The sequence below is a fragment of the Cohnella sp. WQ 127256 genome (assembly GCF_024519285.1).
In the GTDB taxonomy this organism is placed as follows: domain Bacteria; phylum Bacillota; class Bacilli; order Paenibacillales; family Paenibacillaceae; genus Cohnella.
Window position 1 is genome coordinate 329,101 of record NZ_JAMZCY010000001.1, and the last position, 20,699, is coordinate 349,799.

Genomic DNA, 20,699 nt, shown 5'->3' on the forward strand with positions numbered 1-20,699 from the left:
AGATTTAAATTACAAATGATTGTTGTCGATCGATTGTTGACAATCCTGAAATCTGATCGTATGATAACCATAAACCGATACACAGGAGGTATATCCCGATATGAATGTATTAGCGATCTGCGCTCATCCAGATGATGCTGAAATCTGGTGTGGGGGTACGCTTGCGAAATATGCCGAGCGCGGAGATAAGGTGACGATTGCAGTCGTCACGAACGGGGAAGTAGGATCACCAACGCTTCCTAAGGAAGAGATTGCGGAGATTCGCCGATTAGAAGCGATTGCGGCGGCTGAAGTCATCGGAGCAGAGCTCATCTGGATGGGCTATCGTGATGAATTTCTATTCGATACGGAGGAAACTCGGTTATCTTTCATTGAAGCGATGCGTGTCAGTAAAGCGGAAGTTGTGCTAACGCATTGGCCTGATGACTTGTATAACCCTGACCATACGATAACCGGCCAAGTAGCTAACGATGTAGCAATCATGACAACAGTTCCTAATATCGTGACATCGAGTCCGCCACTGTCCAAAATCCCGATCGTTTATTTTATTGAAAGCGTCGCAGGACTTGGCTTTCAGCCGGAAGAATACGTGGATATCACAGATACGTTCGAATTGAAGCAAAGGATGCTTGCCAAGCATGAGAGTCAGGTTGGGGATTGGCTGAAGGATCAATATGGTTCAAATGCCATGGAGATGATCGAGGTCATCGCCCGTTTCCGCGGTATTCAGAGTGGTGTGCGTTACGCGGAAGGCTTTATCAGAGCTAAAGCGTATCCTCGCAATATTACTGGATCATTGCTACCTTGACACTTTTTCTATTCGATAAGGAGGACTTATCATGCATCGTTTTACAGGTCTAACGGTCATCGTGACTGGCGGAGCGACCGGCATTGGATTTGCAACCGCCAAGCTTTTCGCAGCTGAAGGTGCAAATGTTGTTATCGCAAGCCGTGGCGAGGAGAATGGAATGCGTGCTTTGAGTGAGCTCAAGTCGATTGGCGGAAACCCAATATTCGTGCAAACGGATATCAGTGACGAAGCGGCCGTCCAGAATTTGATGAATCGAGCTTTAGAGCATACTGGCCGTCTGGATGTCATGATCAACAATGCAGCGATGTTCTATGAAAGTGATTTTTTAACGGAAACGACGGAGCGCTGGAAGGCCGTCTTCGATACGATTGTGAATGGGGCTTATTGGTGTTCGAAATATGCTGCGGAAGCGATGATTCAAAAGGGAATAAGCGGAGCAATCGTGAATGTATCTTCCATTAATGGCTATCGCGCATTAAACCAGTCTAGCCATTACAATGCTGCCAAAGGTGCGCTCGATCAATTGACGCGTTGCACAGCATTAGAGCTTTCTCCGCATGGCATTCGGGTCAACGGCGTGGCTCCGGGTTTTATCGATACAGAGCTTTCCGTCGTTGGTGGAGTCAATGAGCTGGAAACAGACTGGTTTAAGCAGTTCTACGTTGAGCAAAGAAAAATTCCGCAGGCAAGAGCCGGAACCGTCAACGAGGTTGCTTCAGTAATCACTTTTCTAGCATCCGAAGCCTCGACCTACATACAAGGTGCAATTATCCCTGTAGATGGTGGCTTATCTATTACGTTCTAAGGAGCTGAAAGTCATGTCGCAAGGGGAGTGGCAGCAAATCTCTCAGGAAATTCGTCGTAAAATACTGCCACCAGGCAAGCAGTTAATGAGCATGCTGGTTGAATTTAAGCAAGGTGGGTTCGGTCCAGAACATGCTCATCCCCATGAGCAGCTTGGCTATGTGGTGTCGGGGAAAATCAAAATGGTGCTCGGGGATAAGGAAATTGTGGTGGCGACCGGGGAACAGGTATGGGTTCCAAGCAACGTCCCACATTCTGTCTTGGCATTAGAGGATACGCTTTTGTTGGAAACGTTTACCCCCTTGCGTGAGGATTTATTAGCAACGTTGCCTAATTAAATAGATTAGATGTGGAGATGAGCTCATGAAGATTACTGAAGTTGAAGCCATTTATTTAAGAATACCGGATCTGGATGCCGCACAATGCGATGGAACGCAGGATACGCTTGTTATCCGCATCCATACGGATGAGGGAATTGTAGGGGTAGGAGAGGTCGATTCATCTCCATTAGTTGCGAAAGCTGTGGTTGATGCGCCGGCTTCCCATTCGATAGCAGTCGGACTTCGAAATCTTCTAATTGGTGAAAATCCAATTGAAATCGAGCGACTTTGGGATAAAATGTATCGGGGTACGATTTATTTCGGCAGATCTGGTCCAGCACTGCATGCGATAAGCGGTGTGGATATCGCTCTGTGGGATATTCTTGGCAAAGCCATGAACCGTCCCGTCTGCGAAATGATGGGCGGTGTATTTAATCGGAAGCTGAAAGCTTATGCCAGCATGCTAATGCCGGAAACGATTGAGGAAGCCGCTCGCATGGGGGAGCATTATGCGAAGCTTGGATATAAAGCGATGAAGTTCGGCTGGGGCCCAATTGGAAGAGATGCTAAATTCGATGAGGCACAGGTGAAGGCCATCCGCGAAGTTGTTGGGGATGACATTGATATTATGATTGATGCGGGGCTTGCTTGGGATTTGAAGGGCGCGCTGCGAATGGCGGATATCTACGAGAAATACGGAGTTTACTGGCTAGAAGAGCCGGTTCATTCTAATGATATCGCAGGGTATCGGGAATTGGCAGATCGTTCGAAAATCTCCATTGCGGGTGGGGAGCAGGAGAGTGGAAGACTTGCCTTCCAACGCTTGCTCGATGAAGGACATTTGGACATTATCCAACCTGATCTAGCAAGAGTCGGTGGCTTGACCGAAGGAAAGCGCATTGCTTATTTGGCCTATGATCGTCATAAGAAGGTTGTTCCGCATGCCTTTAAGACCGGAATATTGGTTGCGGCAAGTACACATTTCGCTGCAGCGATCCCCAACGGCTTCATGATCGAGCATACGGTTTCGAAATCTCCGTTAGCTCGGGATTTAGTTAGCCGAGAAGTGGAATTCAAGGACGGTTATGTTACGGTTCCCCTTGATCGTCCGGGACTTGGCGTTGACATCGATGAAGAGGTTCTGAACCGTTACCGGGTACGTTGATCATAAGAAGCTGCTGTGTAGAGGAGAGATTTGCTCAATGAAAGCATTAGTCTATGAAGGTCCGCGCACGATGAACATAAGAGAGGTTCCCACTCCGGAGTTGAAGCCGGATGAGGTGCTTATTCGCGTGGAGCGGGTGGGAATATGCGGTTCGGAGCTCGGTGGATATCTCGGTCATAACTCCCTCCGCAAGCCACCTCTTATTATGGGGCATGAATTCGCGGGTGTAGTCGAGCAGCTTGGAGTTGAGGTAGCTACCCTTAAGCAGGGAGACCGAGTAACCGCAAATCCACTTGTAACCTGCGGGACCTGCAGCTACTGCCGAAATGGACAATCGCAGCTGTGTGGTGCGAGGGCTTTACTTGGAGCACATCGTCCGGGAGCGTTTGCCGAATTCGTAGCAGTTCCGGCTAAAAACGTATATCATCTGCCTGATCATGTATCGATGGATGAGGGAGCCTTCGCCGAGCCGTTTGCTTGTGCCGTTCATATCTGTCGTTTGTTAGAGCTCGCGCCTACGGATCGACTTCTTGTGTATGGCGCTGGTCCGATTGGGCTATTTGCCCTGCAGGCGGCACAAGTGTATGGTCTTCGGGACATCGTTATTATTGATCTGAATGAATCCCGACTTGAGATCGCTAGGGAGCTGGGTGGTATTGCGGTGACGGGTTTGGATCAACTGGGAGCAGATGCTGATGCTGGGTTTGATGCCGTAATTGATGCGGTTGGAGCAGAAGTCACTAGAAGCAAAAGTATCCAGGCTACACGACCAGGTGGAAGGGTTGTATTCACGGGTCTGCACGAAGCGGAGAGCAAGCTTCCTGTTAACGATATGATTCGCAGCGAAACCTGGGTGAAGGGTGCGTTTGCATATTCACAGGATGACTTCGAAACAGCAATGAAATGGATCGGACAAGGTCGCATCAATTTGCTGAAATGGATTGAGACAGCACCGTTGAGCGACGGTGGAGCCAGCTTCGAGAAGCTCATTGCAGGACCTGGGAAAGTAGCGAAAATCATTTTGCGTGTAAGTGAACAGTAGAAGGGGTAGAAATCATGAAATTATTGCAATTTTACGTTAAAGAAGATGTGAATTGTACTCCTCAAGTCGGTGTGTTAAAGGGAGTTAACCAAGTACAGGCATTGAGCTTTCCTGGTAGTTCACGTGACGTGATTCGCCATCTGGCCAAGTTTGATCAGAAGTCTGAGGAGCTTACTATTCTATCAGAGGGTGGGGCTGTTCACGCTCTAGACGACGTAAAGCTTATATCACCTTTGACGGATCCAGAGAAAATCATCTGTATTGGACTCAACTATCACGACCATGTGATTGAATCCAATATGCAGGTGCCCAAGGTTCCCGTATTGTTTCCTAAATATAACAACTGTTTAGTGGGTCACGAGGATGACATCGTCATTCCGCAGGAAGTCACACAATGTGATTATGAAGTCGAGCTTGCGGTCATCATCGGCAGAACGGCGAAAAGGGTATCCAAGAAAACAGCAATGGACTATGTATTCGGTTATACCGTGTTAAACGATGTGAGTGCCCGAGATATTCAACTCAATGAGCCGCAATGGACACGAGGCAAAGCGATAGATGGTTTCGCACCAGTGGGGCCTTGGATTGTTACGGCAGATGAAATGGATAATCCGGGCGGACTAAATATCTCACTGACATTGAACGGACAAACTATGCAGAACTCGAATACGAAAGAGCTCATCTTCGACATTCCGCATCTCGTTTCATTCCTCTCAAATACGATCACGCTCCAGCCCGGTGATATCATTAGTACAGGAACACCGCCAGGAGTTGGAATGGGTAGGAAGCCACAAGTCTGGCTGAAGCCAGGTGACGTAGTAGAAGCTTCGATAGAGGGAATCGGAACACTTAGAAATACATTTGTAGCGGATTCAGTAGGTTGAATGAGAGAAGGTAATGGGGCTATCCGGTGAGGTCAAAGACCTTTTGGGTTAGTCCCATTTGATTAACCGTTAATTATTAATAATAATAGAAAACCGGAGTATGATGCGATCAATAAACGATCATTTGGGGGTGAAAGTGATTGAAGCTGGATATGTTGAACTTTCTAGCAAAGTATGCGATAAATTTGAAGGTCGCTAATTTTCCGATCTTAACTACTAGACGTAGAGGACATATCACTACCGATTTAGAAGTGCTTATGCTAGGTGACAGTCATGGCTGGGGGCAGGGGTCATCCGGTTATGATGTTATGTGAGGGAAATGAAGCACATATTGATCATGCACTATTAAATAGCTTAAATTCCATATATAAAAGAAAGGTGTAGTGTAGAAAATGGGGACATCTTTGGGGCGAAATAATACTAAATTCAATGAACTCCATAAGGAAAAGAGCATCAGCAGTTTGACAGTGATATAGGATTAGAAAGAGGCTTTGTTGATCAACTATAAAAAGCTATTCAAGAGCACTATAATCAATTCTAAGGAATAGTGGATCACGAAAAAAGTCATATTCTTTCTAACATTTCTTCTAACATCGGTACAACAGCTAATCCTCGAATGCATAAAAAAAACGGTCCGTCAGCTGAGATCCCTTGTCCTGATTGGGTTTACAGTCGATGTTCCCGATACGTAGAACAAGCACCAAAATACCATTTTCAAGATTCAGGTTCTAGTGTCAGCAATGACGTGGAGGTTCGAGTCCTCTTGGCCGCACCATACATACAAATTCAAGAAGCCTTGCTTTGCAGGGCGTCTTTTCTTTTTATATGAATATGATTGCTTGTTGAGTGGGATGGACAGAGTTGAGTACGATATTGCATGGTATGCGACAATTCGAATTATTGTTGTAGTTTACAGTGGTAAGGCTTAGATTAGATGCAAAGGCAATTCTCAGGTACCCTAAAGTTAGCGGGATCGTTCATTTGATTGATGGAGCAATTAGTCGAGAGGGGCGGGCTTAGATGAATAATGATCAGCAAAGCTTGAAACCTAAACTTAACGCTCCACTAAAACAATCAGGGGATATTTCCGAGCAAGCTAGAAGCGGAATCAAATTTCATTTTGACAATAAGTATTATCACACTCCCCGTATTTATGATGCAATTCTTCTATACCAAGTTGGAGATTTAAGTGTGGACTCTGGATTTTCGATCGGCAACCATGATCAGTTTTGTTACGAGATTAGTTATATCGCTTCGGGTAGTGGATATTATTGGAGCAACGATAGGTGTTACCCTGTCAAAGCTGGAGACATTTATCTTAGCTTGCCGGGTGAACAGCATGATGGTCAAGCAGATAGGGATGATCCGTTTCGCTACTATTATATCGGATTCGGCTTCGATGAATCGCAAAGTGAATACGGAAGCCTAGTTCACATTCAACGGATGTTTGATCAAGTGAAAATGCCGGTAACCGCAGATAAGTTTGGAATCTACTCGCCGTTTCTGGGCATTTTCAACGAGATGATCAACCTGAAGGCATATTCGGACTTGCTGATAAAAACCTATATAGTCCAAATTATTACGTTTGCCTATCGGAATTTTTTCGATAGCTGGGAGAGGCAGTATACTCGTGAGAATGGAACGGATAAAAATTATAGCCCGATTTATGAAATTATCCATTATATAGATAGTAACCTGGAGAGCGAGACGATTATACAGCTCATCCAACTTGAAGAAGAGCTTGGTTACAGCTATTCCCATCTGTCCCGTCTATTCTCGCAAACGACTGGTAGCACCATCAAGCAGTATTTTAACCGCAAACGCTTTGAGAAAGCTGTGCAATTATTGAAGGACTCGACATGCAGCATTACACATATATCTGAAAAGTTAGGCTATCAATCCATCCATACGTTTAGTAAAGCGTTCCGTAAAAGCTATGGCCTCTCACCAACCGAATATCAGCAAATGATTGGAAATATCAAAAAAGGCACAATAGATTAACGTCTTTGGTTAAAGACGGTCCCGCGCTTTCCTTGTACGATTACAGTAAATAAGGCAATGATCACCTTCAAAGGAAAGAAGGCGAATTCGATCATGGGAAAGTTGAGAATTGGAATTATTGGCTCAGGTAGTATCTCTGATGTTCATACAGGCTCCTATGCTGACAATAAGGAAGTAGAGATGGTTGCATTCTGCGATCTGATCGAAGAGAGAGCCGCGGAAAAGGCGAAGAAATACGGGGTAACACGAATTTATACGGACTATCGCGAAATGCTGAAGGACCCGGACATGGATGCAGTGAGCATATGTACGCATAACAACTCTCATGCTCCAATCGCGATCGCAGCCATAAATGCAGGCAAGCATGTGTTAGTCGAGAAGCCGCTCTGCATGACGGTTGAGGAAGCGCTTGAGGTCGAGAAGGCCTGTAAGGAAAGTGACCGCGTGCTGCAGGTCGGATTCGTCCGTCGTTACGGGAGTAATACGCAGCTCGTGAACCGCTTTATCCAAGCTGGAGAAATCGGTGAGGTTTATTATGCTAAGGCATCTTGTATTCGCAGACTTGGCAATCCAGGAGGCTGGTTTTCCGATTTGGAGCGTTCCGGAGGCGGGCCGTTAATTGACTTGGGTGTACACATGATTGATATTTGCTGGTACTTGATGGGTAGACCGAAGGTAGCCTCGGTAAGCGGGAACACATACAAGAAGCTAGGCAATCGTTCGAATGTGCAAAATTTATCGTTCTATAAGTCAGCGGATTATGATCCGGTCAAGAATGATGTTGAGGATTTGGCGAACGCGTTGATCCGTTTCGAGAACGGGGCCTCGCTCATGGTCGATGTAAGCTTCACCCTTCATGCGAAGGAGGATGAAATTTCGGCTAGAATCTACGGGGAAAAAGGCGGCGTTGAGCTCGAGCCGGAATTGCTACTAATTAGTGAAAAGCACGATACGATTCTGAACATCACACCTCAGGTAGATAACCTCGGATTTGACGGCATTCAGGGTTTTAAGAATGAAATCAATCATTTTGTCGATTGCTGCTTGGGCCGGACGGAAACACTTAGTCCCGTTGAAGACGGCGTGGAAATGATGAAAATGCTATGTGGAATTTATGAATCAGCGAAGCTGGGTCGAGAAATTTACTTTAAGGAAGAATAAGAAATGCAGATCCGAATAGTTTACTTAAGGCCATATGGAGCAGGATTGCACGCCAAGGCAAGGGGCTGCCCCAGAAGTGATAAACTTTTGGGGAGCCTCTTTGCTTTTTCTATCGCTTTCCAAATCAAATGTTTGAAGTAGACTATCAATAGGGTAATAGAAAAAGGTATAACGAATCAACAAATGAAAATGGGTTGAAGGAGTTTATGTATCGTTGAACTCCAGATTGGGAGGATGTATGAATACAAACATTTATTTTGAGAATTTATATGATGATGTGAAAGGTCTTCTTAAAATAGTAAGACAGCAAACGGCAAATGGACAAGGCCTAGAAGAATGGTTTTTCCAGGACATGGCTTTCGATGGTATCGAGTACGTGAAACATTGTATACCTCAGTCGGATGAATTTAGGCTTGAAGCAATTAAATGCTTAGAAGAAATCAGGGATCGACTAGTTACAGAATCAGAGGATAGGCTGTATACACATTAATAATAATATCTAATCAACTGAACAGCATAGCAAAGCAGAATCCGATAGAGAAGAGGATTGTGACGAGTTGACGGTGCAGTACACCCTTGTTATAATTCTCTCTATCAATTAAATTATCGATAAGATTATCGATAATTAAACGAGGAGGAATATCCATTCAATATCGTCTGGACGAACGAGGGGACTCGCTCAGCGAGCAGATTTACTTAGCGCTTAGAGAGTCAATCGTGCAAGGAGAATTTAATCCTGGTTTTCGCTTGCTGGTACTGGAAATCGCCACTTCCCTGAATGTCAGTCAGGCACCAGTGAGAGAAGCGATGGAACGGTTAAAGCAAGAAGGGCTGTTGATTAGTAAACACAATAAAGGTTCATTCGTATCCGAAATTAAGCAAGAAGAGATCGAAGAAATCTATATTTTGCGGGAGCTTATTGAATGGGATGCCGTCAAGAAATCGATTCCAGATCTACAACAATCCGACTTTGCCCATCTTAAGGGAATTTACGAGAGTATGTTGCAGGCTGCTGAAAATGACGATCAGTTCCAGCTCATTGATCTGGATATGGAATTTCACAGATTTTTCTTCATCAAGTCAGGTAATAAGACGATCCTACAAATATGGGACCAAATCCACATTAAAATCAAACGGTTTCTGTCCATTACGAATAAAATTTATTTTTCCGACTTGAACTCGATCGCCGCAGGTCACCTTCCCCTCATTGAAGCTCTGCAAAGTGGAAATGAGGAGGAAATCGAAAGACTATTTATCCAACACCTGAGAGAAGTATGGTGGCGAATGAATAAGAATAAGAAAAAGATCAGCATTTGGGGGTAATAGTATGGGGCAACAATCCAACCCGGAAGTCGTAACGTTCGGAGAAACAATGGCATTGTTTATGAGCGGCTCATCAAAGGGCATAGAATACAGTGACACGATGGACAAATCGTTTGGAGGGGCCGAAAGCAACGTTGCAATCGGGCTTTCAAGGCTGGGCCATAGTGCGGGATGGTTTGGTATCCTTGGGAAAGACCCTTTAGGTCGTATGATTTATAAGAAAATTCGTGGTGAAGGCGTAGATGTCTCAAGGGTGCAGTTCAGCGAAAAGGCGCCGACCGGTCTCATGCTGCGCGAAGAGCTATCTGGCAAGACTTCCGTTTATTACTATCGGAAGCATTCGGCGGCAAGTGATATGCAGCCAGATCATATTGATGTTAGTTATATTGCTCAAGCTAAGATTCTACATATCACCGGTATCACTCCTGCACTAAGTGAAAGCTGCCGCGATACGCTATTCGAAGCCATTAGAATTGCCAAAGCAAACGGAGTCAAAGTATGCTTCGATCCCAATTTGCGGCTTAAGCTATGGAAGCTAGAAGAAGCAAGAAGCGTTCTGCTTCAACTGGCGGAAGAAGTAGATTACTTTTTACCTGGGCTTGACGAATTGAAGCTATTATACGAAACGGATGATATCGATACGATTGTAGATCGCCTGCGCCGATTATCCGCAATCTCGATAGTCAAAGGCGGAAATAATGAGACTTATCTTATCGACGACAATAAACAAGTCACGGCAGTTCCGTATTTTAAAGTCCGTCAAGTAGTAGACCCGATAGGTGCCGGGGACGGTTTTTGTTCCGGTTTTATTTCAGGACTTCTTCGTGGATATTCGCTTCCCGAAGCTGTCCGGTTAGGCAACTTGATCGGCTCCCTAGTTATCCAGATGGAGGGCGATTGGGAAGGGCTTCCGACTTGGGATGAAGTGAACGCTATATTAAGCAATCAGATGCATGTCGAGAGATAAATCTAAGTGTGAATCACACAGAAAACGAGGATATCATGAAAAAGCTAAAATTAATTGAACGTATTGTCGAACAAGGTGTTGTAGCAGTGCTACGCGGGAAAGACGCGAATGAAGTCGTTGAAATGGCTGAGCAGGCGATTGCGGGTGGAATCAAAGTCATTGAGGTGACCATGACAGTTCCTTCAGCATTAGCAGCGATTGAAAAGCTAGCCGCGAAATATTCCAGTTCAGCGGAGGAATCTAGTAAGTTCGCCATCATTGGTGTAGGAACAGTGTTAGATCCAGAAACAGCTCGTTCCGCTATTCTAAGTGGTTCGGAATTCGTAGTTGGACCGTCTCTTAATCCGGCGACCATTGCCCTCTGTAACCGTTATCGGATACCCGTTATGCCAGGAGTGATGACGATCAAAGAAATACAAGAGGCTCTGGAGCTTGGCGTCGATATTGTTAAGCTGTTCCCAAGCAGCTCCCCTTCCATGATTAAAGCGATTAAAGGCCCAATGCCTCAAGCGAATATTATGCCAACAGGTGGAGTGACACTTGATAACTTGGGGGAATGGATCTCATCTGGGGCTGTTGCGGTTGGAATCGGCTCTGATCTCACGGCTGAAGCGCTGAAAAAAGGGGATTACAGCTTAATAGCTAAACGTGCCTCCCAGTATGTAGAAGCATTCAAAGCTGCTAAAGATAGCGTTCGTCGGTAAACGATTTATTTAAGGAAAGCCATACCCTATATCGAAAATACGAAACAAGACCATGAATGATGAATTTGTGGTCTTGTTTTTGATTTTGTTGTGATAACCTAAGCTCTGATCTCTATTTTGTCCATAGAGGTAAAAATAATAGAACAAAAGTAATATGGGAGGGATGTCTAACATCTGAGGACCTCTCTATACTGGGGTTAGGTAAAAACTATAAGTCAAAGGGGACATTGAATTGAAAAGAATCGGGCAGTTGGCACTTGTGTCTTGTATGATTCTGGTGTTGTTAGCGGGATGTGGAACAAACAAAGGTAATAACTCAGAAGCTTCCGGTAGCCAGTCTACAGCAACATCGAGCGTATCGGGAGGTAAGAAGCAGAGCTTGGTCATTTGGACGCTTCAACAAGCGGATACCAATATTCAAGAGGCACAAGAGAACGCGGCTAAATCTTTCGAGGAAAAATTCAACACCGAGGTTCAAATCACTTCCTTTCCTTATGATCAGTTGAAAAGCAAGCTTCTACCCGCAGTGGCAGGAGGAGAAGGACCAGATGTTCTATTGCTTGATCAAGTATGGATCGCACAGTATGCGGCTGCGAAGTACATTGTTCCTCTAGACGATTATATGGGCAAGTCAGAAGTCAAAGCCGAAGATTATTTCGCTGGGGCATGGGGAGCGGGCTCCTTCAAGAATAACGTGTATGCGATTCCATTCGATGTTGGAGTATGGGGCGTTCTATACTACAACAAGGATATGTTCAAGGCTGCCGGTCTTGATCCTGAGAAACCTCCGGTGACATGGGATGAGTTTAATCAATACGCTCAACAGCTAACCAAAGACGGCAAGTTCGGTACTTCCAACTGGGCAGGCAGCAGCGAATCGGTGCAATGTCTAGTCGACGCATTCACAGTTGCAGGTGGTGGGAAATTACTAGACGAATCCGGCAAGAAAATCCTTATTAATGAAGACGCGGGAGTTAAAGCATTGGAATTCTGGGCAGGGATGAGCGAGTTCAGTCCTCCAGGCAGCGTCGGCAAGAATGAAGAAGACGCCATGACATTGTTCACTAGCGGACAGACTGCCATGACGATGTATGGGGAATGGGGACAAGATACGATCAAGACAAGGGCCCCTAGCATGAACTACGGAGTCGCGAATTTACCTAAGCCGGAGGGTGGCGAATCGATTGGTACCTTCGGAGGATTTAATCTAGCAATCAACTCTAACTCCAGCAAAAAAGACTTAGCTTGGGAATTCATTCAATATTCCACGAATTACGAAAATCAAAAAACAATTACGATGCTGACGCCGGCGAACAAGAAAGCGGCGAAAGAATACTTAGAGCTAACTCGCCAATATCCAGACGTTATTTATCAACAACTGACAACAGCGACTTATCGCCCAAATGTTGCTAATTATCCTGAGATTGCGGATCTGCAGCTCCAAGCTACACAAAAGGTAATGACCGGAAATATGAACGCTAAAGACGCTTTGCAAGAAGCCGCTGACAAAATCAATAAGCTTCTGAACAAATAACAACGAATCATCATCAAACCATAGTTACACATAGAAGGCGCTGCGACGGATTCGACATTCATCTTGCGCAGCGCCTTTTTTTCTTACAAGGACGGAAATAACGGGAGTGAAGACATGAGAACACGCTCGACGTTTTTAGGTTATATGCTAATTGGACCATCGATTTTACTGCTTATTGTACTTTTGTTTATCCCCTTAGTGTATACGGTACAAATTTCTCTTCAAGATACGGACCTATCCCACGGGGCACCGAAGTGGATCGGATTGGCTGGATACGTTGATTCATGGAAAGACGGAGAGCTCTTGAAGGTGTTTATGCACTCAACTGTATGGACCGTGTGCGTAGCTTTCTTCCAGGTTGTCATTGGTCTCGTTGCTGCGCTCCTTCTAAATCGCAAGTTCCGGTTCAGGTGGCTCGTTCGCGCAATGGTATTGCTGCCATGGGTATTGCCAGGCGTAATCGCTGCATTGACATGGAGATTGGTTTACGACTCGCAATTTGGATTTCTCAATTCCTTAATCGCCAAGCTAGGCTTCGGGCAACATGCGACGGATTGGCTGGGTACTCCTGGGCTCGCGATGTTCTCTGTCATCTTAGCTGCAATATGGAAAGGCTTCCCGTTTGCTATGCTCATGCTACTTGCCGCACTACAAAGCGTTCCGCATGATCAATATGAAGCCGCAAAAATTGATGGAGCCGATGGCTTGAGACAGTTCATACACATCACGCTGCCGTCCATATCTGGTGTGTTGAAAACAGTCATTATGCTCGTATCGATCTGGACATTTAATTACTTTGAGATGATTTATATTCTCACAGGCGGCGGACCTATACGTTCAACGCATATCGCTCCAACTTACATTTATGAGTTAAGCTTCGGCCACTTCAATTTCGGTGAGGCTTCACGGGTTTCCGTATTTAGCTTTATCTTTATTTTCTTGATTAGTCTTTTTCTCATCCGGCAAATGCATAAGAATGAAAGAAATTGAGGGGTAATGCTATGATGATTAAACGTTTAGGGACACGGATTATATTCGCAGGCGGAATCGGATTGCTGATGTTTTTCTCCTTGTTTCCGTTTATGCAAATGCTGTCGACATCCCTGAAATCTGCGGACCAATTGTTCACCTTTCCACCAGCCTGGATTCCGAAAAATATTACGTTTTCCAATTTCACGGCTGCATGGGAGCATAAACAGTTTATTCACTATTTTATGAACAGTCTGTTCGTTTCCGTGGTCACCTGTATTCTGGTCATTATCGTTTCAGTTCTTGCCGCGTATAGCTTTACTCGGTTAGAATTCCCAGGCAGAAAGTTTTTCCTGAATGTCATTCTGGTGAGCCAGATGTTCTGCATGAGCGCAATCGTGATTCCTTTATACAAGATCGTAAGCGCATTGGGACTGTTGAACTCATTTCCTGGTCTGATTCTGGCTTATATGGCCTTTACTGTTCCGGTAGCCGTTTGGCTGTTACGTAGCTTTATGATTAATATCCCGTTTGATATGGAAGAATCCGCTATGATGGAAGGTGCGACGAAGCTACAGGCATTTATGAAAGTCGTCGTTCCACTACTCAGACCCGGAATAGGGGCAACGGCCGCTTATGTCTTCTTGATGACATGGCAGGAATTTCTATTCTCGTTGGTGTTTATTACAGATCCATTAAAAAGAACGCTACCGATAGGTATTATGGATTTCAAAGGACAATACGAAACGAATTGGGGAACAATGATGGCCGCTTCTATCATCATCTCGATCCCGGTATTCATCCTGTTTATGGTCATTCAAAAGCAATTGATATCTGGATTGACAGAAGGGGCTACAAAAGGTTAAATACACAGTGAGGACGCGAACAAAGGAGAGCCCAAACACCACATGAACATACACAGTTTGCGTTTCAAGCTAATTTGTTATTTTCTCATTTTAATTTGCTTGCCCTTAGTCGTCGTTTCTTTCTTCACTTACGAGAGATCTACGACGATCATTGAAGATAAAGTTAGTGATTCGGTCTCTACCACTTTGCTAATGCTAGAAGAGAGCATCGAATCAGTACTCAAGGAGTCGCGGTATACCGTGACTCCGTTTCTCATTAATTTCTCCTATAGAGAGTTTCTGCAGAGAGAGATCGATTTGTCCAATTATAGCGATCTGTCGAAAATCAACCAGATGATGAGCGAAATCAACTCGATGCAGATCGCAGGACACAATATCTATTCAATCAGCTTATATAACAGTCGCAACCGCATGCTACTCACCTCGGAGAAAACCATGTATTTCTATCCCAACAACGAGGTTCTGCACGTCGAGAATTTAGTGGCTGAACAGGCAGCAGCTCCTCATTGGTTTTTGGAAAATGGAGCGGGGTTCACCTACATGACGAGGGAAGCGAACTATATCACTTTTCCGATTCTCCTTGACCCAACAGACAACAGTAACATTCTGTTTGTGCAAGTGAGTGAAAATACGATCGCTCATTACATCAACAATTTGAATACAAAAAATAACGGAATTAAGACGCTGGTATTGACCGGGGAAGGAAGAAGCTTAGTAGAAACCTCGGGAGACAGTGATACACCTTTTCCGGTTCGATTCGGAGATGTTCCCGATTTTTTTAACCATACAAAGCTGATTAGTGAGAAGAAGGAAGGTAGCTTCTCCCAGAAGGTGGGGGGGAAGGAGCTATTCGTCGTTTTTAATACGTCGGCAAGCACTGGCTTCAAATACTTTGCTTTCATCCCTCGAGAGGATTGGAACAAAGAGATTGTTCATTTGCGTAATGATATTCTGGCTGTCGCAGCTATCGCTATCGCGGCTACGTTGGTCTTGTCGTTTCTTTTCATGAAAAGCATATATAATCCGATGTTTCGGCTACTCAGTGCGATGAAGCAATTCGTTGGCAAGGAGGATTTCGACTACCAGATTCAAGAAAAACGTAAAGACGAATTTGGTATTCTGTTCGCGGGTTTCAATACGATGATCCAGAACTTACAGCAGCTCGTCAAAAATCTATATGAAGAGAAGCTTATGAAGCAGGAATTCGAGCTCAAGCTTATGCAGTCGAAAATCAATCCTCATTTCCTCTACAATACACTCAATTCGATTTATTCAATCGCCAAGATTCATGGGGTTCGGGAAGTGACGGAGATGACGTACGCGTTATCGCACTTTTTCCGACATAGCCTAAAGGGCGATGATTGGATCACGGTAAAGGAAATGCTGGAGCATATCCAGTATTATCTTCTCATTCAAAAGATCAGATACCGTGATAAATTCGACGTTACCATCGATGTAGAAGACGAGTTGATGGAGATGCCGGTTCTCAAGCTGCTGCTTCAGCCTCTGGTGGAGAATGCGATTATACATGGCATAGAAATGAAAAAGGACAAAGGATCGATCATGGTCACCGGATATCGAATGAGTACCGACGTTGTATTTGTCATCAGCGATGATGGGCTAGGTATGTCACCAGAACGCTTAGAGGAAGTCCGAGAGCACTTAAAGTCACGAGCTCAAACATCTGCCGAAATATTCGCTTTAAGTAACGTCAACAACCGAATCAAGCATTATTATGGGGACAATTACGGTTTGCAAATTTACAGTCAACCCGGTCAAGGAACAACATTGGAAGTCACCTTGCCGAAACCTTCCGGAGGTACTCATGTATAGTTTACTTATTACTGAAGATGAAAGCTGGACGCGCGAAGTACTTGTGAACGCCGATTATTGGAGACTTTGCGGGATTACGCGAATTTTTGAGGCGGATAATGGAGAGGATGCTTTACACATTCTGCAAACGGAGAAAGTAGATTTCCTACTTTCTGATATCCGCATGCCTATTATGAATGGGTTAGAGTTGTTAGCTCAAATTAATGAAACGCATCCCAGTACGACTAAGGTGATGCTGACGGGCTATGACGATTTCGAATATATTCGTACCGCGATGCGATTGGGTGCCCACGACTACATGTTGAAGCCAGTTAACGATGACGAGATGCTTCAATTATTTCTCAAGCTAGCTAGCCAAAAGAATGAACATCAGGCAGAGCGGCACAGGCGTGTCATGGAAGAGTCCAAATGGAATCAAAGCAGGCATGTCATGAGGGAGCAATTGTTAATGAATTGGTTTTCCGGTAGGGAAATCGATGAGGATTTCATTAAGAAGCAATGTAAGGAGCTGGATATCGAATGGAAGGCGGAACGATATGTTGTTTTTTTGCTGGAGGTCGATCAGCTTTACATATTGCTTGAGCGTTTCAGCCGCCGGGATTTGGAGCTTTTTCATTACGGCATTCATAATATTGTGGAAGAGTACGTTAAGGAGACTGGTCTGCAGTATTATCTATTTGAGATTGATGAAAGAATCGTGGTATGGTGCGAGTCGATGTCCGAATCTTCTAAGATGGAATACATGCTGGAACGTATACGTGATAGCGTCAAAAGATTTATTAAGGTGACGGTATCGGTAGGGGTCAGTGGAAAACATGACTCAAAGTTCGAAGTGTTCCAGGCTTATACAGAAGCACTCAATTCATTAAAGATGAAAATGTATATTGGGAATGATCGGGCGACTTTTTTTGAAAATTTAACTCTGGAGGACAAGGGGAAGCTATTTAACAGGGAAATGCAACAGAGGGTATTCAACTGCGTAGCTTCGGGCAATGAGGGCGAAATCGTCTCCTTTCTATCGGGCTTATTCGATGAAATTCGGCGCAACCAGCTATTAGCAGGAGACATGGACGAAATTATGCAAGCGCTGGTTCGAATCCTATGGGAGAACCGTGAGCACGAGAGAGATGCCCAAGCCTGTATTTCCTTCGAGGAATGCCTAAGCAAGGTGAATGCTTTTGATACATTGCATGAAATTCAGGAGTATATAACCGCCCGGTATATTTCAGTTACGTTGGAAGCAGGTAAAAATAAAAAGCATCGAAAAAGTAAGCTGATCGTGGATGTGCTTCATGATTTAGATGTGCATTATATGGAGGAAGTTTCCCTGCAAAAGCTGGCGGATAAGTTTTTCGTCAATTCTTCCTATCTTAGTCGATTGTTCAAGGAAGAGGTAGGAGAGATTTTTACTAAGTATTTAATGAAGCTTCGCATCGCCAAAGCCCAGCATTTACTCAAAACGACTCATATGAAGGTATACGAAGTGAGCGAAGCGGTTGGCTATACCGATGTGAAATATTTCAATAAAATATTCAAGGATCTGACAGGTTTAACGCCAGCTGACCATCGCAGCTTATAAACATCCCAAAAGAATAGAAGAAAAGTAAAATCCGTCCCGTTACGCGAGCATCGGGAACCCTGTACGATTATAGTATCGACATCTCTTAAACTTATTTGTTTAAGGACACGAAGCGATACCTGATAGAGGGGGTTCTCGATTGACGTCTAACGTGATTTTTAATTTTAAAGGACAGGTTGCTGTGGTAACCGGGGGCTCAATGGGCATAGGCGGCGCAGTTGTACGTAAATTCGCCGAAGCCGGCGCGACGACGATTATTGCGGATCTTGATGAGGTCCAAGGTCGATTGCTAGAGAGTGAGCTACGTGGAGAAGGCTGGGATGTTCACTTTATCCCGACCGATGTTGGCAGTGACATGCAGATGAAGAGTCTTATGGAGCAAGCTTATTCGCTAAAAGGTAGGCTTGACATTGTTTATAATAATGCCGGTATAGCGATTGCGGGAGAGCTCGTAGAGACGAGCGAGTCAGACTGGCAGAAGGTGCTGAACATTAATCTTGGCGGCGTATACCGCGGCTGTAAATATGCGATTCCCTATATGCAGCAACAAGGTAAGGGAGTTATTGTGAATTGTTCTTCTACCCAGGCGATTAATGGGTTTATGGGATGGGCTGCTTATAGCGCGTCCAAAGGTGGCATTCTCGCGGTGACAAGGCAAGCTGCGGTCCAATATGCCAAACAAGGTATTCGAATTAATGCCGTAGCACCGGGAACGATCATGACACCGATGAACGAGAAAATCTTCGACGAAGCTGAAGATCCCGAAGCGCTGATCCAGACCTGGAACAATGCTCATCCGATCGGAAGATTCGGACAACCAAGTGAAATCGCTGACCTTGTCCTCTATTTGTGTAGTGATGCGTCGTCTTTCATCACGGGGCAAACGTTCGTGGCTGATGGCGGACAGTCGGTTCAGGGCGAATAAAACCAAAGGGCGGTTGGATATGAACAATCAGAATTATGTCTATTTGAAGGTGGAGCAGAACGGATGGGTTATGACGTTGACCCTTCTTCGTGAAGCGAAGCTAAATGCGATGAACAGCGCTATGATGGCTGAGCTTACGGATTGCTTCCGTCGAATTCATGATCGGTCAGACGTACGCGTGGTTATATTGACGGGTTCCGGTAAAGCATTCATGGCAGGTGCGGATATTGAAGAATACAGCGGTTTCGATTTAGGGGCATTCTTCTCCTTCCAGAATAAGGGGCGCGAGATGTATCGTGCCATCGAGGAATGTCCGAAGCCTGTTATAGCAGCTGTCAACGGATATGCGCTCGGAGGCGGGTTCGAAATTGTGTTGGCTTGCGATATGGTCGTGGCGTCTGAAAAAGCGAAATTCGGTCTGCCAGAAGTTAATCTGGGTCTCGTTCCTGGAGGTGGCGGTGTTCAGAAAGCATTACGTGCCGTTGGACCCTATGCGGCCAAGGAAATGCTGATGACAGGGAGATTCCTAACTGCGCAGGAGGGTTTGGATTTACGGATCATTAATCAGGTCACATCGCCGGATCAGCTGCTTGAGGTTGCGACAGCTCTGGCGCAGACGATCGCTGAGAAAGCGCCGCTAGCCGTACAGGGATTAAAAAAGCTAGTTAACGAAGGACGCGATGCAAGCTTGGAAACCGCGCAAGCTTACGATAGGGCTTACCTGGCGAATCTTTTCTATAGTACGGATGCTCAAGAGGGAATAGCCGCTTTCGTCGAGAAACGTCCACCTGTTTTTGTCGGAAAATAAGCTTTCGATTGAGGGGATACAAACAAACATGAGATTTCATGCCTTTGAGGAAAACCACGGCGAGCATCGGGTGGTTGTGCTAGAGGACCGGGAACGGGACTCACGTGCCGTTATCCTACCTTCTATCGGGTTTAATCTGATTCGTTGCCGACTAGAAGGGCACGAAACCATCGAAGGACCGCCCGACATACCGACGCTTGCATCGCGCTCTTCCGAATTTGGTGTTCCCTTGCTCTGGCCACCCGGACGAATTGCTGGGGGGAGGTTCACTTACCAGGGTAAAGCTTATACGTATCCTGTTCATGAGGGGTTAAATCACCTTCATGGTGAAATTCGCATGAGACCTTGGCAAGTTATATCGCTTGAAACGAGCGAAGAATACGCAGCCGTTATCGCCGAATTAAGGTTTGAACGGACGGATGCCGAGCAAGCGTACTATCCCCATGACGTCGTGCTTAGAATGACATGGCGATTAAGCGGAAACCGGATTTCCGGGGCATTGGAAGTGATTAATAAAGGTGACGAAGAAGTCCCATACGCTTTTGGTTTACATCCCTATTTTTCTTTCCCTGGGAAATTGAAAGATATCGAGCTGAGTGCGTCAGTAGGCTCGCAATACATTGCAGATGCGGATGGAATCTTCCGTCGGTCTCCAATGCCTACAGATTTATGCGAGAAGATGAGAGCTGGCTTGTCCTTGGACCGACTCCCTGCTGACTGTGACCATTTTGTATTTCGAATGGACGGTACCCACCATTACTGCCAGATTGTCCGTCAAGAAGAGGATATTGTTGTTCATTTTGAGTTCGATAAGGGCTTTCCTTATCTTGTGGTGTTTAAGCCGAAGTGGGCGAATGCTCTATCGCTCGAACCTTGGAGCAGTATCTCGGATGCCTATAATTCACCCTTATCTTCTGAGCTGACAGGGGCTGTAGGACTGAAAGCTGGGGAAAGGCGTAGGATGGAGTGGGCGTGGCAAGTGGAACAGATGACTAGATGAACG

General features: G+C 45.2%; 21 protein-coding genes. All 21 read left to right on the plus strand.

The features are described from left to right. The first annotated feature begins 100 nt into the window (after window positions 1-100). The 21 genes from M1K58_RS01320 (at window position 101) to M1K58_RS01420 (ending at window position 20,696) form a co-directional block, all read left to right on the plus strand. Window positions 101-808, plus strand: a complete 708-nt coding sequence (locus M1K58_RS01320; protein ID WP_256756863.1) for a PIG-L deacetylase family protein — start codon at window positions 101-103, stop codon at window positions 806-808. Between the two features lie 31 nt (window positions 809-839). After that, the gene (locus tag M1K58_RS01325; protein ID WP_256756864.1) at window positions 840-1,616 is read left to right on the plus strand and encodes an SDR family NAD(P)-dependent oxidoreductase; all 777 of its coding nucleotides are present in this window, start codon (window positions 840-842) and stop codon (window positions 1,614-1,616) included. A gap of 13 nt (window positions 1,617-1,629) precedes the next feature. After that, the gene (locus tag M1K58_RS01330) at window positions 1,630-1,953 is read left to right on the plus strand and encodes a cupin domain-containing protein (protein WP_256756865.1); all 324 of its coding nucleotides are present in this window, start codon (window positions 1,630-1,632) and stop codon (window positions 1,951-1,953) included. Window positions 1,954-1,978: 25 nt separating this feature from the next. Next, complete coding sequence (locus M1K58_RS01335) at window positions 1,979-3,100, plus strand: mandelate racemase/muconate lactonizing enzyme family protein (protein WP_256756866.1); 1,122 nt, start codon at window positions 1,979-1,981, stop codon at window positions 3,098-3,100. Between the two features lie 37 nt (window positions 3,101-3,137). Further along, a complete protein-coding gene (locus M1K58_RS01340; protein ID WP_256756867.1) occupies window positions 3,138-4,142 on the plus strand; it encodes a zinc-dependent alcohol dehydrogenase in 1,005 nt (334 codons plus the stop codon). Window positions 4,143-4,156: 14 nt separating this feature from the next. Beyond that, window positions 4,157-5,026, plus strand: a complete 870-nt coding sequence (locus tag M1K58_RS01345) for a fumarylacetoacetate hydrolase family protein (RefSeq protein ID WP_256756868.1) — start codon at window positions 4,157-4,159, stop codon at window positions 5,024-5,026. A 140-nt stretch (window positions 5,027-5,166) separates the two neighbouring features. Next, window positions 5,167-5,340 carry a hypothetical protein gene (locus M1K58_RS01350; protein ID WP_256756869.1) on the plus strand — a complete coding sequence of 58 codons (174 nt, stop codon included), beginning with the start codon at window positions 5,167-5,169 and terminating at the stop codon, window positions 5,338-5,340. 706 nt (window positions 5,341-6,046) lie between these two features. Further along, window positions 6,047-7,027, plus strand: coding sequence for an AraC family transcriptional regulator (locus M1K58_RS01355; protein ID WP_256756870.1), 981 nt, complete (start codon window positions 6,047-6,049; stop codon window positions 7,025-7,027). A gap of 93 nt (window positions 7,028-7,120) precedes the next feature. Further along, window positions 7,121-8,188, plus strand: a complete 1,068-nt coding sequence (locus tag M1K58_RS01360; RefSeq protein ID WP_256756871.1) for a Gfo/Idh/MocA family protein — start codon at window positions 7,121-7,123, stop codon at window positions 8,186-8,188. 238 nt (window positions 8,189-8,426) lie between these two features. Next, entirely contained in the window at window positions 8,427-8,678 is a 252-nt protein-coding gene (locus M1K58_RS01365; RefSeq protein ID WP_256756872.1) for a hypothetical protein, read from the plus strand. Window positions 8,679-8,878: 200 nt separating this feature from the next. Further along, window positions 8,879-9,511 (plus strand): GntR family transcriptional regulator, encoded by a 633-nt coding sequence (locus tag M1K58_RS01370; RefSeq protein ID WP_256758194.1) that lies wholly within the window; start codon window positions 8,879-8,881, stop codon window positions 9,509-9,511. Window positions 9,512-9,515: 4 nt separating this feature from the next. After that, window positions 9,516-10,478, plus strand: coding sequence for a sugar kinase (locus M1K58_RS01375; protein ID WP_256756873.1), 963 nt, complete (start codon window positions 9,516-9,518; stop codon window positions 10,476-10,478). Between the two features lie 35 nt (window positions 10,479-10,513). Continuing rightward, window positions 10,514-11,182: a bifunctional 2-keto-4-hydroxyglutarate aldolase/2-keto-3-deoxy-6-phosphogluconate aldolase gene (locus M1K58_RS01380; protein ID WP_256756874.1), complete on the plus strand. Its 669-nt coding sequence runs from the start codon at window positions 10,514-10,516 to the stop codon at window positions 11,180-11,182. A gap of 232 nt (window positions 11,183-11,414) precedes the next feature. Then, window positions 11,415-12,716: an ABC transporter substrate-binding protein gene (locus tag M1K58_RS01385; RefSeq protein ID WP_256756875.1), complete on the plus strand. Its 1,302-nt coding sequence runs from the start codon at window positions 11,415-11,417 to the stop codon at window positions 12,714-12,716. Window positions 12,717-12,830: 114 nt separating this feature from the next. After that, window positions 12,831-13,706: a carbohydrate ABC transporter permease gene (locus tag M1K58_RS01390; protein ID WP_256756876.1), complete on the plus strand. Its 876-nt coding sequence runs from the start codon at window positions 12,831-12,833 to the stop codon at window positions 13,704-13,706. Between the two features lie 11 nt (window positions 13,707-13,717). Beyond that, window positions 13,718-14,551 carry a carbohydrate ABC transporter permease gene (locus M1K58_RS01395; RefSeq protein WP_256756877.1) on the plus strand — a complete coding sequence of 278 codons (834 nt, stop codon included), beginning with the start codon at window positions 13,718-13,720 and terminating at the stop codon, window positions 14,549-14,551. A 42-nt stretch (window positions 14,552-14,593) separates the two neighbouring features. Next, window positions 14,594-16,384 carry a sensor histidine kinase gene (locus tag M1K58_RS01400; RefSeq protein WP_256756878.1) on the plus strand — a complete coding sequence of 597 codons (1,791 nt, stop codon included), beginning with the start codon at window positions 14,594-14,596 and terminating at the stop codon, window positions 16,382-16,384. Further along, a complete protein-coding gene (locus M1K58_RS01405) occupies window positions 16,377-17,963 on the plus strand; it encodes a response regulator (protein WP_256756879.1) in 1,587 nt (528 codons plus the stop codon). The genes M1K58_RS01400 and M1K58_RS01405 overlap by 8 nt, the downstream gene beginning before the upstream one ends. A 139-nt stretch (window positions 17,964-18,102) precedes the next feature. Further along, a complete protein-coding gene (locus M1K58_RS01410; protein WP_256756880.1) occupies window positions 18,103-18,888 on the plus strand; it encodes an SDR family NAD(P)-dependent oxidoreductase in 786 nt (261 codons plus the stop codon). 19 nt (window positions 18,889-18,907) lie between these two features. After that, window positions 18,908-19,696 (plus strand): enoyl-CoA hydratase/isomerase family protein, encoded by a 789-nt coding sequence (locus tag M1K58_RS01415; protein WP_256756881.1) that lies wholly within the window; start codon window positions 18,908-18,910, stop codon window positions 19,694-19,696. Between the two features lie 28 nt (window positions 19,697-19,724). Further along, the gene (locus tag M1K58_RS01420; protein WP_256756882.1) at window positions 19,725-20,696 is read left to right on the plus strand and encodes an aldose 1-epimerase; all 972 of its coding nucleotides are present in this window, start codon (window positions 19,725-19,727) and stop codon (window positions 20,694-20,696) included. The last annotated feature ends 3 nt before the right edge of the window (window positions 20,697-20,699 follow it).

What these genes read in the sequence shown, in the direction of transcription:
- M1K58_RS01320 (WP_256756863.1), top strand. Translation starts at nt 101, where the DNA reads ATGAATGTATTAGCGATCTGCGCTCATCCAGATGATGCTGAAATCTGG.
- M1K58_RS01325 (WP_256756864.1), top strand. Translation starts at nt 840, where the DNA reads ATGCATCGTTTTACAGGTCTAACGGTCATCGTGACTGGCGGAGCGACC.
- M1K58_RS01330 (WP_256756865.1), top strand. Translation starts at nt 1,630, where the DNA reads ATGTCGCAAGGGGAGTGGCAGCAAATCTCTCAGGAAATTCGTCGTAAA.
- M1K58_RS01335 (WP_256756866.1), top strand. Translation starts at nt 1,979, where the DNA reads ATGAAGATTACTGAAGTTGAAGCCATTTATTTAAGAATACCGGATCTG.
- M1K58_RS01340 (WP_256756867.1), top strand. Translation starts at nt 3,138, where the DNA reads ATGAAAGCATTAGTCTATGAAGGTCCGCGCACGATGAACATAAGAGAG.
- M1K58_RS01345 (WP_256756868.1), top strand. Translation starts at nt 4,157, where the DNA reads ATGAAATTATTGCAATTTTACGTTAAAGAAGATGTGAATTGTACTCCT.
- M1K58_RS01355 (WP_256756870.1), top strand. Translation starts at nt 6,047, where the DNA reads ATGAATAATGATCAGCAAAGCTTGAAACCTAAACTTAACGCTCCACTA.
- M1K58_RS01360 (WP_256756871.1), top strand. Translation starts at nt 7,121, where the DNA reads ATGGGAAAGTTGAGAATTGGAATTATTGGCTCAGGTAGTATCTCTGAT.
- M1K58_RS01365 (WP_256756872.1), top strand. Translation starts at nt 8,427, where the DNA reads ATGAATACAAACATTTATTTTGAGAATTTATATGATGATGTGAAAGGT.
- M1K58_RS01375 (WP_256756873.1), top strand. Translation starts at nt 9,516, where the DNA reads ATGGGGCAACAATCCAACCCGGAAGTCGTAACGTTCGGAGAAACAATG.
- M1K58_RS01380 (WP_256756874.1), top strand. Translation starts at nt 10,514, where the DNA reads ATGAAAAAGCTAAAATTAATTGAACGTATTGTCGAACAAGGTGTTGTA.
- M1K58_RS01390 (WP_256756876.1), top strand. Translation starts at nt 12,831, where the DNA reads ATGAGAACACGCTCGACGTTTTTAGGTTATATGCTAATTGGACCATCG.
- M1K58_RS01395 (WP_256756877.1), top strand. Translation starts at nt 13,718, where the DNA reads ATGATGATTAAACGTTTAGGGACACGGATTATATTCGCAGGCGGAATC.
- M1K58_RS01400 (WP_256756878.1), top strand. Translation starts at nt 14,594, where the DNA reads ATGAACATACACAGTTTGCGTTTCAAGCTAATTTGTTATTTTCTCATT.
- M1K58_RS01405 (WP_256756879.1), top strand. Translation starts at nt 16,377, where the DNA reads ATGTATAGTTTACTTATTACTGAAGATGAAAGCTGGACGCGCGAAGTA.
- M1K58_RS01415 (WP_256756881.1), top strand. Translation starts at nt 18,908, where the DNA reads ATGAACAATCAGAATTATGTCTATTTGAAGGTGGAGCAGAACGGATGG.
- M1K58_RS01420 (WP_256756882.1), top strand. Translation starts at nt 19,725, where the DNA reads ATGAGATTTCATGCCTTTGAGGAAAACCACGGCGAGCATCGGGTGGTT.